Source organism: Vibrio sp. SCSIO 43132, from assembly GCF_019904195.1.
GTDB lineage: Bacteria > Pseudomonadota > Gammaproteobacteria > Enterobacterales > Vibrionaceae > Vibrio > Vibrio nigripulchritudo.
Map to the genome: position 1 here is coordinate 2,900,286 of NZ_CP063199.1, position 13,547 is coordinate 2,913,832.

Annotated in this window: 11 protein-coding genes; 5 read left to right on the top strand and 6 right to left on the bottom strand. The window is 46.5% G+C overall.

The features are described 5' to 3' along the window. Positions 1-21: 21 nt before the first annotated feature. A complete protein-coding gene (gene upp, locus INR79_RS12920; protein ID WP_223094566.1) occupies positions 22-648 on the bottom strand; it encodes a uracil phosphoribosyltransferase in 627 nt (208 codons plus the stop codon). Positions 649-897: 249 nt separating this feature from the next. On the opposite strand from upp, the gene purM reads away from it, so the two are divergent. Continuing rightward, positions 898-1,938 carry a phosphoribosylformylglycinamidine cyclo-ligase gene (gene purM / locus INR79_RS12925; RefSeq protein ID WP_004403425.1) on the top strand — a complete coding sequence of 347 codons (1,041 nt, stop codon included), beginning with the start codon at positions 898-900 and terminating at the stop codon, positions 1,936-1,938. Between the two features lie 3 nt (positions 1,939-1,941). Continuing rightward, a complete protein-coding gene (purN, locus tag INR79_RS12930) occupies positions 1,942-2,580 on the top strand; it encodes a phosphoribosylglycinamide formyltransferase (RefSeq protein WP_004403424.1) in 639 nt (212 codons plus the stop codon). A gap of 77 nt (positions 2,581-2,657) precedes the next feature. Here the strand turns inward: purN and INR79_RS12935 are convergent, their stop codons facing one another. Both INR79_RS12935 and lpcA read right to left on the bottom strand, forming a co-directional pair. Then, positions 2,658-3,503 (bottom strand): class II glutamine amidotransferase, encoded by an 846-nt coding sequence (locus INR79_RS12935; protein WP_223094568.1) that lies wholly within the window; start codon positions 3,501-3,503, stop codon positions 2,658-2,660. 14 nt (positions 3,504-3,517) lie between these two features. Beyond that, positions 3,518-4,093 carry a D-sedoheptulose 7-phosphate isomerase gene (gene lpcA, locus INR79_RS12940; RefSeq protein WP_022608489.1) on the bottom strand — a complete coding sequence of 192 codons (576 nt, stop codon included), beginning with the start codon at positions 4,091-4,093 and terminating at the stop codon, positions 3,518-3,520. A gap of 613 nt (positions 4,094-4,706) precedes the next feature. Here lpcA and fadE point away from each other — a divergent pair. Further along, the gene (gene fadE / locus INR79_RS12945; RefSeq protein ID WP_223094570.1) at positions 4,707-7,154 is read left to right on the top strand and encodes an acyl-CoA dehydrogenase FadE; all 2,448 of its coding nucleotides are present in this window, start codon (positions 4,707-4,709) and stop codon (positions 7,152-7,154) included. A 416-nt stretch (positions 7,155-7,570) separates the two neighbouring features. Beyond that, positions 7,571-10,141 carry a hemolysin gene (locus INR79_RS12950; protein ID WP_223094572.1) on the top strand — a complete coding sequence of 857 codons (2,571 nt, stop codon included), beginning with the start codon at positions 7,571-7,573 and terminating at the stop codon, positions 10,139-10,141. Positions 10,142-10,270: 129 nt separating this feature from the next. Here INR79_RS12950 and INR79_RS12955 read toward each other — a convergent pair whose 3' ends face one another. Continuing rightward, the gene (locus INR79_RS12955; protein WP_022551267.1) at positions 10,271-11,527 is read right to left on the bottom strand and encodes a TIGR03503 family protein; all 1,257 of its coding nucleotides are present in this window, start codon (positions 11,525-11,527) and stop codon (positions 10,271-10,273) included. 8 nt (positions 11,528-11,535) lie between these two features. Then, positions 11,536-12,276: a DNA polymerase III subunit epsilon gene (gene dnaQ / locus INR79_RS12960; RefSeq protein ID WP_022551268.1), complete on the bottom strand. Its 741-nt coding sequence runs from the start codon at positions 12,274-12,276 to the stop codon at positions 11,536-11,538. A gap of 55 nt (positions 12,277-12,331) precedes the next feature. On the opposite strand from dnaQ, the gene rnhA reads away from it, so the two are divergent. Next, on the top strand, positions 12,332-12,796 hold the full coding sequence (gene rnhA, locus INR79_RS12965; RefSeq protein WP_022551269.1) for a ribonuclease HI: 465 nt from the start codon (positions 12,332-12,334) through the stop codon (positions 12,794-12,796). Here rnhA and INR79_RS12970 read toward each other — a convergent pair. Then, positions 12,793-13,530, bottom strand: coding sequence for a class I SAM-dependent methyltransferase (locus INR79_RS12970; RefSeq protein WP_223094574.1), 738 nt, complete (start codon positions 13,528-13,530; stop codon positions 12,793-12,795). The two genes, rnhA and INR79_RS12970, sit on opposite strands and share 4 nt — an antisense overlap. Between the last annotated feature and the right edge of the window lie 17 nt (positions 13,531-13,547).

Genomic DNA, 13,547 nt, shown 5'->3' on the forward strand with positions numbered 1-13,547 from the left:
AAACTGGAAAAGGAGACGAGGTTATTTAGTACCAAAAATCTTGTCACCCGCATCACCCAAGCCTGGGACAATGTAACCTTTGTCGTTCAGCTTCTCGTCGATGGCAGCCGTGTAAAGCTCAACGTCTGAGTGTGCTTTTTTCAGTGCTTCGATGCCTTCTGGCGCTGCAACCAGAACCAGAACTTTAATAGCCTTACAGCCTTTTTCTTTCAGAAGGTCGATAGTGGCGATCATCGAACCACCGGTTGCCAGCATTGGGTCAACAACCAAGGCAATACGCTCATCGATGTTGGATGCAAGCTTGTTGAAGTATGGTACTGGCTCCAGTGTTTCCTCATCTCGGTAAATACCGACGACACTGATACGCGCACTAGGCATGTGCTCTAGTACACCGTCCATCATACCCAGACCTGCACGAAGGATTGGTACCACGGTGACCTTCTTACCTTTAATTTGATCAACTTCTACCGGACCATTCCAACCTTCAATGGTGACGCGCTCCATTTCGAAATCCGCGGTTGCTTCGTAAGTAAGCAGGCTGCCTACCTCAGTAGCGAGCTCACGAAAACGTTTAGTGCTGATGTCACCTTCTCGCATTAAACCCAGTTTGTGTTTAACTAACGGGTGTTTTACTTCAACAACTTTCATTTCCAACTCCGACAATTTTTAAATAAACCTTGGGATTATACCGAACTGGTCGGAATAGTTACAGAGCTGCATCTCTTTTCCCTCCAACCCTAATTGACCGAAAAATCAATCACTATCCAGCCTTTACAGGGCTTGATTTAAGCGACGAAAACGCGAAGAAAAAAAACTGCGCAAACGTTTTCCTTTTCTTTTCAACCCCTGTTAGAATAGCGCCGTTTTTCACATCCAACCTATGACGAGGACATCCCCGTGAGTGGTAACAACTCTTCTCTTAGTTATAAAGACGCTGGTGTAGATATTGATGCTGGTAATGCTCTGGTAGACCGAATTAAAGGTGTGGTTAAGCGCACTCGTCGCCCTGAAGTAATGGGCGGAATCGGTGGCTTTGGCGCACTTTGCGAATTGCCAACAAAATACAACGAACCAGTGCTTGTATCTGGCACAGATGGCGTGGGCACAAAGCTTCGCCTTGCATTGGATATGAAAAAACACGACACCATTGGTATCGACTTGGTTGCTATGTGCGTGAACGACCTTATCGTTCAAGGCGCTGAACCTCTGTTCTTCCTGGACTACTACGCAACAGGAAAGCTGGACGTAGACACAGCAGCAGACGTTGTTGCTGGTATCGGTGAAGGCTGTGTACAAGCAGGCTGTGCGCTAATTGGCGGTGAAACGGCTGAAATGCCAGGCATGTACGAAGGCGAAGATTACGATGTTGCTGGCTTCTGTGTTGGTGTTGTAGAAAAATCTGAAGTCATCGACGGTACGAAAGTTGCGGCTGGCGATGCACTGATTGCTGTCGGTTCTAGCGGCCCTCACTCAAACGGTTACTCTCTGATCCGTAAGATTCTTGAAGTTTCAAATGCCGATTTGAACGAAGAGCTGAACGGTCGCACGATTGGCGAGCAATTGCTTGAGCCAACCAAAATTTACATCAAATCAGCACTTAAGATGATTGCAGAGCATGACATTCATGCTATCTCTCACATCACAGGTGGTGGTTTCTGGGAAAACATCCCACGCGTTCTACCTGAAGGCACTAAAGCCGTTGTCGATGGCAACAGCTGGGAATGGCCGGCAATTTTCTCTTGGCTACAAGAGAAAGGTAACGTTGAAACACACGAAATGTACCGCACATTCAACTGTGGTGTTGGTCTGATTGTTGCGCTACCAAAAGACCAGGCTGATGCAGCGGTTGAGCTGTTGAAAGCCGAAGGCGAAAACGCTTGGGTTATCGGTGAAATCGCATCGGCTGAAGCTGGTGAAGAGCAAGTAGAGATTCGCTAAGCAATGAAAAACATCGTTGTCTTAATTTCCGGTAATGGCAGTAATCTTCAGGCAGTGATTGATGCCTGTGAAAATCAGAGTATTGACGGAAAAATTAGCGCGGTTTTTTCCAACAAGGCTGACGCTTACGGGCTGGAAAGAGCGACACAGAGTGGGATTGATGCTCACTCTGTGAACCCCAAGGAGTTCGAATCTCGTGAGCTGTTTGATTTGGCTTTAATGGCTGAAATCGATAAGTATCAGCCGGATTTGATTATTCTTGCTGGCTACATGCGTATTTTGAGCGAAGAGTTTGTTCGCCACTACATGGGCAAGATGATTAACATCCACCCATCTCTGTTGCCGAAGTACCCTGGGTTGCATACCCACCAGCGCGCCATAGATGCGGGAGATTCTGAACACGGCACCAGCGTGCACTTTGTGACAGAAGAACTCGACGGCGGTCCTGTTATTCTTCAGGCAAAAGTGCCGGTGTTTGAGCAAGATGACGCATCAGAACTGGCGTCTCGAGTACAAACTCAGGAGCATCGAATCTACCCTCTGGTAGCGCAATGGTTTGTTTCCGGTCGACTGAAAATGGAATCTGGAAAAGCCGTGCTGGACGGAAACGTCTTAGGTGAATTCGGATACGCTGAAGAGTAGTTTCAGACGAATGAAAAAAGGTGACCACATGGTCACCTTTTTTGTATCTTAGTCTCGGCTGTAATGGCGTCGAGGCGCTATTCCAGCGGCTCAGTTGGTGCCTGACATCTCGGTTTTGCTTCCGCATACGGAACGTGATCCAACGCATCGTGATTGCCATCTATCAGCTCACCAAAGTGGAAGATGTTGTACTCTCCCGGTTTCATTCGAAACCATTCTTCATTGTCTGTTAAAGGCTGTGTCGCAATCACAGTCACAATGTCATTCGGTGTGGTTTCTTGCTGGAAATCGATGGTGACATCTTCGTCAATCAGACTGGCTTCACCAAATGGCGCACGTCTGGTTATCCAATACAGATGATTGGTGCAGTACGTCATCACATATTCACCATCACTCAATAGCATGTTGAATACCCCTAGTTCTCTCAGTTCATCGCAACATTCTGCTATGTATCGGAAAACGCCGACCATGTCCTGAGGCGGTTCTGGGTATCGTTCCTGCAATCGGTTAAGTAACCAACAAAAAGACAGTTCACTGTCTGTCTGACCCACTGGACGAGTTGACCTCGAATGCAAACCTTCATAACCAGACAACTGACCGTTGTGCGCAAAAGTCCAGTAACGCCCCCAAAGCTCTCTGGTAAAAGGATGCGTATTTTCTAAATTCACCCCTCCCCGATTCGCTTGTCGAATGTGGCTGATTACGGCCTTACTTTTGATCGGATAATTCTGCACCAGTTCTGCAATTTTCGATCTGCAGCTGGGTTTCGGATCTTTAAACGTCCGAAACCCTTTTCCTTCGTAAAAGGTGATCCCCCAACCATCGCGGTGAGGACCTGTATTCCCGCCTCTTTGCATCAGCCCCGTGAAGCTGAAACAAATATCCGTTGGCACATTGGCGCTCATTCCGAGCAATTCGCACATAAGTCGTGGTACTCCTATTCCATCTCTTTTTCTATGAGCTGGATAACAATATGAATAATTTTGATGTGTATTTCTTGAATACGGTCAGCGTAACCAAAATGCGGAACGCGAATTTCAATGTCCGCCAGACCAGCCATTTTACCGCCATCTTTACCCGTCAGAGCAATGGTTTTCATGCCTTTGGCTTTTGCCGCATCAATCGCTTTAAGAATATTGCCTGAATTTCCAGAAGTGGAGAGCCCAAACAGAACATCACCTTTCGAACCTACCGCTTCGACATAACGAGAAAACACAGACTCGTAGCCAAAATCATTACTGACACAAGAAAGGTGGCTTGGATCTGAAATCGCAATACCTGGGTAACCCGGACGGTTTTCGCGGTAGCGACCCGTTAGCTCTTCTGCAAAATGCATCGCATCACAATGGGAGCCGCCATTACCGCATGACAAAACTTTACCGCCTTGCTTAAAAGAATCGGCAATCATCTTTGCCGCTTTTTCTATCTGCTCAATATTTTCCTGGTCACTTAAAAATGCGTTCAGGACTTCGGCAGCTTCTTGCAGTTCATTTTTTATAAGGTCTTGGTACATGGTTATCTCTGAATAGTTGTTTTGCTTTCAGCCTTCCATTGTGGAGAGCCAACCTTTTCTTATACCCAAGTAACCTCAAGATGCTAGGTTCAGCGAGAATTAACTGGCTTTCAGACAAGACACCGATTTAAAGATCTAGTGGTTCTAAATCAAGAATCGGTAACACAGTATGAAAGCCAGTTAAACTCGCCCTTGGGAGCCCATATTCTGTCCCATTTCATCGTCAAAGAACTTGGAAAGGACTCGTCATTCCACTGCGTTCTTTTTCTTGAACTGAAACAGAATATGAGGCTCTGAATCCTGCATCTTGAGGTCACTTGGGTATACACCCTAGAAATCTGTTTCCACACGACGTCGTAATCAACGTTCGCATGAGTATCTATGAGTTTACTTATTATTGAATTCCTGTCGATAGCCGAGCGCAGAATCCCTTCAATTGATGGCAGAAATTTTAGCTCAAAAACGGATTGGGCAATCCCTCACCAAATCGCGATCAAATCTTGAGCAAGAATCCAATTTACATACTGGTAACAAGTGAGTTACAATCAAAATTAACTGGTATGACCTCTTACCTGAATAAGGCAGAAAACTGTCATTAAAAAGGATAATAATTATGGATATCTTGCTCTCTACTATCGCTCTGGCACTGGTCGTCGGGCTAGTGCTCTATCACCGGGCATCGTTGATACAATCTCTCTTACTCGTTGGTGCCACTCTCTTGGCAACCACATTGCTTGGTGCTACCGGAGGAACAGCCTGGCTGATCTACATCGTGATTTGTGCAGTCATTGGCGTTCCTGCCATCCGACAGTCACTGTTTAGTGCTAAAGCCTTAACGTTTTTCAGGAAAGTGCTTCCTGCTATGTCTCAAACGGAAAAGGAAGCTTTGGATGCAGGTACAGTATGGTGGGAAGCAGAACTATTCAAAGGCAAACCAGACTGGCGAAAATTGCAATCCATCCCAACTCCGAAATTAACTGCCGAAGAACAGGCATTTCTTGATGGTCCAGTTAACGAAGTCTGTAAGATGACCAGTGACTTTCAGGTTACACACGAACTAGCGGACCTCCCTCCTGAAGTCTGGCAGTACCTGAAAGACAACAAATTCTTCGCCATGATCATCAAGAAAAAATACGGCGGTCTGGAATTTTCTGCCTACGCTCAATCCTTAGTACTTCAAAAACTGACCGGCGTATCCGGTGTACTTTCCTCTACAGTAGGCGTTCCAAACTCATTGGGTCCGGGTGAACTGTTACAACACTATGGGACTGAAGAACAAAAGAACCATTATCTTCCTCGTCTTGCTGTAGGTAAGGAGATCCCATGTTTTGCCCTTACGAGCCCAGAAGCCGGTTCAGATGCAGGGTCGATTCCTGATTACGGCATTGTTTGTAAAGGGGAATGGGAAGGCAAAGAAGTATTAGGTATGCGCCTGACCTGGAACAAGCGCTACATTACCCTAGCTCCTGTAGCGACCGTGCTGGGGCTGGCATTTAAACTGCGTGACCCAGAAGGTCTGCTGGGTGATACCGAAGAACTGGGTATTACCTGTGCCCTGATTCCAACCGGTATCGACGGAGTGGAAATTGGTCGTCGCCACTTCCCTCTTAATGTGCCGTTCCAGAATGGTCCTACCAAAGGACAAGATGTGTTTGTTCCAATGGACTTCATTATCGGCGGACCAAAAATGGCAGGACAAGGCTGGCGTATGCTGGTTGAATGCCTGAGCGTTGGTCGCGGAATTACTCTTCCTTCTAACTCAACGGGCGGTATTAAAACGGCTGCCTTGGCGACTGGCGCATACGCTCGTATTCGTCGTCAGTTTAAACAGCCTATTGGTCACATGGAAGGCATCGAAGAGCCATTGGCACGTCTAGGCGGAAATGCGTACGTGATGGATGCTGCAAGTGCCCTGACCGTAGCAGGTATCGATATGGGTGAAAAACCCTCAGTGATTTCTGCCATCGTGAAATACCACTGTACTCATCGTGGGCAGAAAAGCATCATTGACGCTATGGACATCGTAGGCGGTAAAGGCATTTGCATGGGCCCTTCCAACTTCCTTGCCCGCGGCTATCAGGGGGCACCTATTGCGGTAACCGTCGAAGGGGCGAACATACTGACGCGTTCGATGATCATTTACGGTCAGGGTGCAATCCGTTGTCATCCATTTGTACTTCAGGAAATGAACGCGGCACACTCTGACAAATCAGATGCTCTGGACCAGTTTGATAAAGCGCTGATGGGGCATATCGGCTTCACGATGAGTAACTTTGCCCGCAGTTTATGGCTTGGCTTAACGGATGGTTGGGGATCTGAAAGCCCAACGAGCGACAAGACACGTCGGTACTACCAGCAGCTCAATCGCTACAGTGCTAACATGGCGCTTCTATCTGATGTGTCCATGGCAGTTTTAGGCGGTTCGCTCAAGCGTAAAGAGCGTTTGAGTGCGAGGCTTGGAGACATTCTGAGTCAGCTTTATCTTGCCAGTGCAACACTAAAGCGATTTGAAACAGAGGGAAGAAAGGCCGAAGATCTTCCGCTACTCGACTGGGGTATGCAAGATGCCTTGATTCAGACGGAAACCGCTATTGACGAGTTCTTGGCGAACTTCCCTAGCCCTTGGGTTGGACGAATGTTGCGCCTGGTAATTTTGCCATTTGGACGTGTACGAAAATCACCTTCGGACAATCTGGACCACAAGGTTGCTGCATTGTTACAGGAGCCAAGTGAAACTCGCTCACGCATCGGACGCAATCAATATCTGTTACCCACCGAAAACAATCCAGCTGGAAAATTGGAATTCGCATTAGAAACCATTCTTCAAGCTGAGCCTGTTTTTAATAAAATCTGTAAGTCCATCGGTCAGAAAAAGCCGTTCATGCAATTAAATAAGGTGGCTGAAATTGGCATTGAGAATAATATTATTTCTCGCGAAGAAGCCGATTTATTAGTACTTGCTGAAAAGCTTAGATTAGAAACCATCAATGTGGACGATTTTGACTTTAACGCTTTAGCAGCTCAACACGAAATTCACTCAAAAATGAATGAAGTTGCGTAGCCTTAAACAGGCAAGCTAAGTATTAGGAGCACTACCTGTGTTCCTAATACTTATTTAAACATGCACTTAGGTGACTCCAAAAATTCTCTCAAACTTGAGACATAAACTATCAGTCTCAAAATTAATACAAAAGAGCAATAGAGATCTTCCTCCAAACAATCCACAATCCCCTCGACAAAAATTTACATCACCTACGGCGTATTTGAGTTTAAAGTCAGCCTCAAAATAATGGTGATGAATAACAATTTAATTATTCTGAGCTTATATTCACTTCCTTTTAATATTTAGGATGCGGGACGTTCTTACTCTCAAACAAATAAAAAAGTGAATTCTAAATAAGCGAAGACTTATTTTAAATCAGTAGTTAAAGCGAAAGTTGTTTATTTAATTCATTAGCTCTCAGAGGGAAGAGAATAATGCTAAGAACTCCATTAGTGCTATCTGCCGTTGTACTTGGTTTGGGCGTTCAAGCGCCAGTCCAAGCAACAACATCATCGGCACAAGAGCCTGCAAAAGCATGTATCGTAAGCCGCGATACGGGTGCTAAATACTGCCTGCAAGCCGGGCAACGCTCTGGTTATTCATTGCCATCTTATATTCGTGGTCACGACGTTGACGTTATTGCACCAGAAGGACTGGGTGTAATGCTGAGTGACTGGGATAACCTTTCATACAACCGTTTAGCCGTTTTTGAACGCCATACTCACAATGAAGCGATGGAACACGTTTTAGCCCGTAACGGGCAGTACCTCGACTTCTCAAACCCACGTTCTATGCGAGTAGTGAGCACAGCTAAACCAGACGAAGCATGTATCGTTAGCCGTCAGACTGGTGCAGAGTACTGTCTTAAAGCCGGTCAACGCTCTGGATACTCACTGCCTTACTACATTCGTGGTCATCAGGTTGATGTGATTGCCCCTGAAGGCTTAGCTGTTATGCTGAGTGACTGGGACAACCTGTCTTACAACCGTCTGGCCGTGTTTACAAAAGACACCAATAATGAAGATATGAAGAACGTTCGAGCTTACAACGGACGTTATCTTGATTTTTCACACCCGCGCTCTATGCGCGTTTTGTCTCGCGCGACCATTCCTACTAATAAACAGCTGATTCAAGACTTCAACGACTTTACTGATCAGTATGACCGCGGTTCATGGGGTCTTGTCGAATTCGATAACAATGGTCAGCCTGTTACTGAAGACGACAAGAAAACGTTTGTAGAAGGTCGTGAGATCCTGTTCCAGGTGAAATGGACAGAGCGTACTCTGCGCAAACTGTTGAGTGATGAAAGTTTTGAAACGTTGAAAACCAGCATCGGCGTCGGCAAAATTCGTGAGCTCGTTGAAGACTACTGCCCGGCAAGACTCGAAGTAGGTACACACCGTACCTATGGCAGACACTTTGCTGCTGGACATACGTCTGAGCTGGATTCGGGCAACTACCACTGTCAGCGTGGCACATCGATTTACGTTGATGGAACCAGCTACCCACTGAACTTCTCTGGTCGCCAGGCTTCAACTGTGATCATCGAAAGCTTCTTGCCAACCGTTCCTGGTGCGACCTACGAACTGGACGTGGATTACCAAAAACGTAACTACAGCACCAGCATCAACCCAGATCAGGCTTATCGTGAGCTGGTTGCCACAACGGCGGGTGATATTGAGAGCGTGACTGTTTCTGGTATTCCTGAAATCGAGCACGATAGCCACACTTCATATCTGCCAATTCTTCCGACTGTTAACGGACTAGACGATGTTTACACTCTGACTCAGGTGTTCAACATGTCTGATACGGGTATTGGTCAGAACGGCAGCCCAGTGGGTTACACCTTTACCCTGCCTTCGGATTCATTCTCGGTTTCAGTAGAAGACGATGACAATCTGCTTGAAGACAACAATGGTTCGAACAATGTTGTAGGTTCGCAGTCTCTTGACCCGACCAAACAGCGTTTGGCGGTGGCATTTGGTGCTTTCAACAAAGGCGCTTACATTCACTCCCGCGCTTTCCAAAACGTGTACAACCTGACAACAGGTCAGGCGGGTCGCGTTTATCAAATCCGTGTTTCTAACACTTACGATCCAGCCACTGGTGCAATCGCCAACGGCACAACTCACTGGGCATTCACCAACGATTTTATCGCTCGTAAAGGCGACAGAATCAAACTGACCAGTAACTTTAGTGCTGGCGGTAACGTAAGCTTTGGTAAGCTTTATGCCTCAAGTGAAGCTCAGAACGAAGGGTTTAAAGCGGCTAAGATCACCTTCACGGCGGATCGTTTCTTTACCCCTATTTCGCTAAAAGATACTGGTCACCCAGACTCTTACGGTATTTTGGTCACTAAAGTGGTGTCAGACGAAACCAAAGCGAACCCGTTTGAAGTGGCGTGTCAGATGTTCCACCCGGATGATCTGGACCTTCAGAAAGAGTGTTTAACATCCACTGGCGCACCTACCCCAGTACCTGAGTCTTGTGACCTGAGCATTGATTCTGCTTTGGGTAACTTTGTGGTAAACAAAGCAGGATTCCGTTTAGAAAACGAACCTTTCCGTTACGACCCACAAAACATCTTCCACCACAAAAACTATTACTCTGTAGGTAAAAGTGGTTACTCAACTCTGAACCTGGCTTACAACGGTGTCTATGCTGGTTGTGACATTCAGGATAAGACGTTGTCTCTTGAAGAATTCACAGGCAATAACTGGGATTACCAGCGCTATGCAGAACAAGGTTTAATCAAGGTACTACTGGCTTGTGAACAAGATGATGAAACTGTGCTGAACTGGGAAACTCTGGAAACCACATTCCCAGACAACCTGTTGATCACAGCACATAAGATCAACAAGACGTTTAATGATGACAAGTACGACAGCTGTAAGCTACGCGCTATCCGCTTCGTCGATCGCACTCACAAGATCCCGTCTTATCAGTCTGGGTACGATCAAAACAGTGACGGTTTCGAAATTCGCAACCTGAAACTGACCGACTAAGCCAACCCGTTTTATCGGTAATATTGATTTTCGGAAACATTGAAAGTTAAAAGGGTCTGACCATGCGGTCAGACCCTTTTTTAATTTGTTGGTTAACTTTTTATTTATGCCGGGAACAAGTTATTTAGATTAACTCTTCGGTGGCATGGAGAGCTGCATCTCAGGAATTTGCGCTCTTTGCATTCGAACCTTGCGAAGCACAAACCAGATAACAATACCCAGAATAATGGCGATCAAGTTACCAATCAGAATGATCATCATCCCTTTAAAACGCTCGTCTTCACGCTCTTTTTCACGCATCGCCTGTTCTTCAAGCATCCGCTTTTCTTCTTGCTCTTTCTTGTAAGCTTCCATAGAAGCCTCAACATCAACTTTTTCCACGACACTGAAAGACTGTTCTGCCAATGGGAAAATTAACTCTCGACCAGTGGCAGTTTCCGTTGCGTATGCGATGCCTGCCCAAGTATGTTTTCCGGGCATGGCATTGTTTGGCAGTCCGAAGTTTGCCTTAACGCCATCTTGTTCAGACTGACCCTGAGTGACCATTTCCTTTCCTTCAGGAGATGTCTGATGAATCGTAACGGCAACCGATCCAGGCTCAATTGCCCCTTCTTCACCCGTCACATTGATGGAGTGCTCCAGTTTTTCACTTCGCGCCTGAATAAACTGAGTCGAAATCGGTGTTGGGTAGACCAATATCGTCTGTTCAATGGTTCTTAGGAAAACCCCATTTCCAGATGTAATTCGTGCTCGATATTTTCCGGGTTCAATCTGGATGGGAAGTTCGACTGTGAAAACACCGTCCGCAGGGTATTCGTCCAGCCCCTGCCCGTTGTCTTCAAAATCTCCCATTACCTGAGGCTTGGGTTTAGCGTCGGCACTGAGTGTTTCTTCGTTTTCGACATATTTAGTGAAAGTAACTTTTAGATTCACCCGATCCAAAAAATCTCTGAGAACCAAGGGTTTCTCATCATGTTGCAATCGGGCGGTAAACTTAAGACTTTCGCCAAGGTAAAGACGCTGAGGAAAACGATCCACACTTAACTGAAGATTAGAAAGAATTTTGATGTTGTTCTGTGGATGCACCTTGCCAACCGCCTGCCATGGACCCGGCATCGGGTTGTCGATGGAAATGATGTCCATACCAGACTCTTCGTACCAGCGAACATTTTCCGGATGATTCCAGGCGTAATACTTGCTGCCGTCTGGTCGGATCAAGACAACCGACTGGCTGTTCTTTTTCCGATAAATAACAAAGGAGGCTTGAGAAATGGTTGGGTCTACGCGGAAACGGTTATCTAACAACCGAATGGAGGATTCCGATTCTTCACTGCCTACAGCGGTGGCTGCAAACAACATCAATAATGGAATCAAAATCCGCCACATACACTCTCCTATTGACGCCAGAGGCAAGCGCCCGCTTTTTCAACAATATCCAGTCGCGCACCATGCGCTTCTATTTCATCGGCAGAAGCACGAATAACTTTAAGGGACTTTCTGCCTGAAGCAACACGCTTAATCGCTTCGCCAGTACCGCCGTCACCCTGCTCATCACTATTAAATTTTAGTGTGGTTTGCCCACCTGTCATTAATAGATAAACATCTGCCAGAATTTCGGCATCGAGCAATGCCCCGTGAAGCGTTCGGTGAGAGTTATCAATGCCGTAGCGTTCACACAACACATCAAGGTTATTTCGCTTGCCCGGGAAGATTTTCTTCGCCATGGCAAGGGTATCGGTTACCTTGCAGTACTGCTCCGTCTTGCCAATGGAGGAATCCAGCTTCTCGAATTCATAGTCCATGAAACCGACGTCGAAGGGCGCGTTGTGCGCGACGAGTTCTGCACCGTCGATAAACTCAAGAAACTCTTTGTGGACGTCCCGATACTCTGGTTTGTCGACCAGAAATTCGTCGGTAATACCATGAACCAGAATTGCGTCTGGCTGAATTTCACGGTCAGGCTTCAAGTACACATGGAAATGCTTACCGGTCAGCTTTCGGTTGACGATTTCTACCGCACCGATTTCGATGATACGGTGATCTAAATAGTGAGGACCGCTTTCCCGGTTCATACCTGTGGTTTCGGTATCGAGCACCACGATTCGCTGGTGCGCAGAATTGTTGCTGGTATTCATAAAGATATGTGTCAGACTATGTTCAATTCGCAATAACAACCAATAGTATCAAATCATGGCGAAACAAGTTGAAGTTTTCACGGACGGTTCCTGCCTAGGCAATCCAGGTCCGGGGGGATACGGAATCGTACTCAGGTACAAAGAAAACGAGAAGTACCTGTCTAAAGGCTACCAGCTGACAACCAATAACCGAATGGAAATGATGGCAGCTGTTGTCGCCCTGAGTACACTGAAAGAACCTTGCCACGTCATTTTGACCACCGACAGCCAATACGTAAGACAAGGCATTACTCAGTGGATCCATAACTGGAAAAAACGTGGCTGGAAAACCGCAGATAAAAAGCCGGTGAAAAACGCTGATTTATGGCAAGCGTTGGACAAGGAGACTGAACGCCATGAAATTGAATGGCACTGGGTAAAAGGGCACGCAGGACACAGAGAGAACGAAATCTGCGACGAACTCGCACGGACGGCGGCAGAAGCGCCTACCGAAGAAGATACCGGTTACCAGCCAAGCTAATCCTGGCTATCCGAAGACACTCTATAATTCACTCCAATTGGCGACAGGTTTCTCTTCAGTCGCCAATGGGGTTTGATCGGTTTCAGTGGGTAAGTGCGTTTTCGCGCAACAATGAAGTACAAACTGCCTAACGGGCTAACCCAGTCTCCCATCGAATTTTCCATCCAGGTCCATAATGTGCGGTATTTCCCGAATGGTAATAGCGCATAACTGTCTGAATGCACGACCTGATAATTTAAGACACCTAACCAGTCACGAATTCGATTCGGCGTGAACATTCTTCCACTCCAGGGAAGGTTATTTTTACGCCAGGGCATAAGGCTTGAAAGCCCGATTGCGCTAATGGGATTAAAACCTGTGACAATCAAATACCCGTCATCAATCATCACACGGTCAATTTCTCTTAACAGACGATGCGGGTCATTACAGTAGTCGAGCTGATGCGCCATCAACACCGCATCGAAACTTTTTTCCAAGAAAGGGAGGTCGTAGGCATCAGCAATCACGTTGTGCAGTGGGTTTTCAATATCCAGTAAGACCTGATGCTGAATATTGCAGTTGGTGCTGCTCAGCTCGCAACTCAGCCCACCCAATTTGAGCATATGATAACCAAACAGTTTCGGACACCATTCATCCAGTCGCATTTGGATAGATTCAGAGACCCACTGACCATTTTTGAGTTGTTCCCAAGAATGTGGCTGTTCAAGTTTGCGTGATGTACGAGCTGGCTTCATAATAATCCGTCTAAATA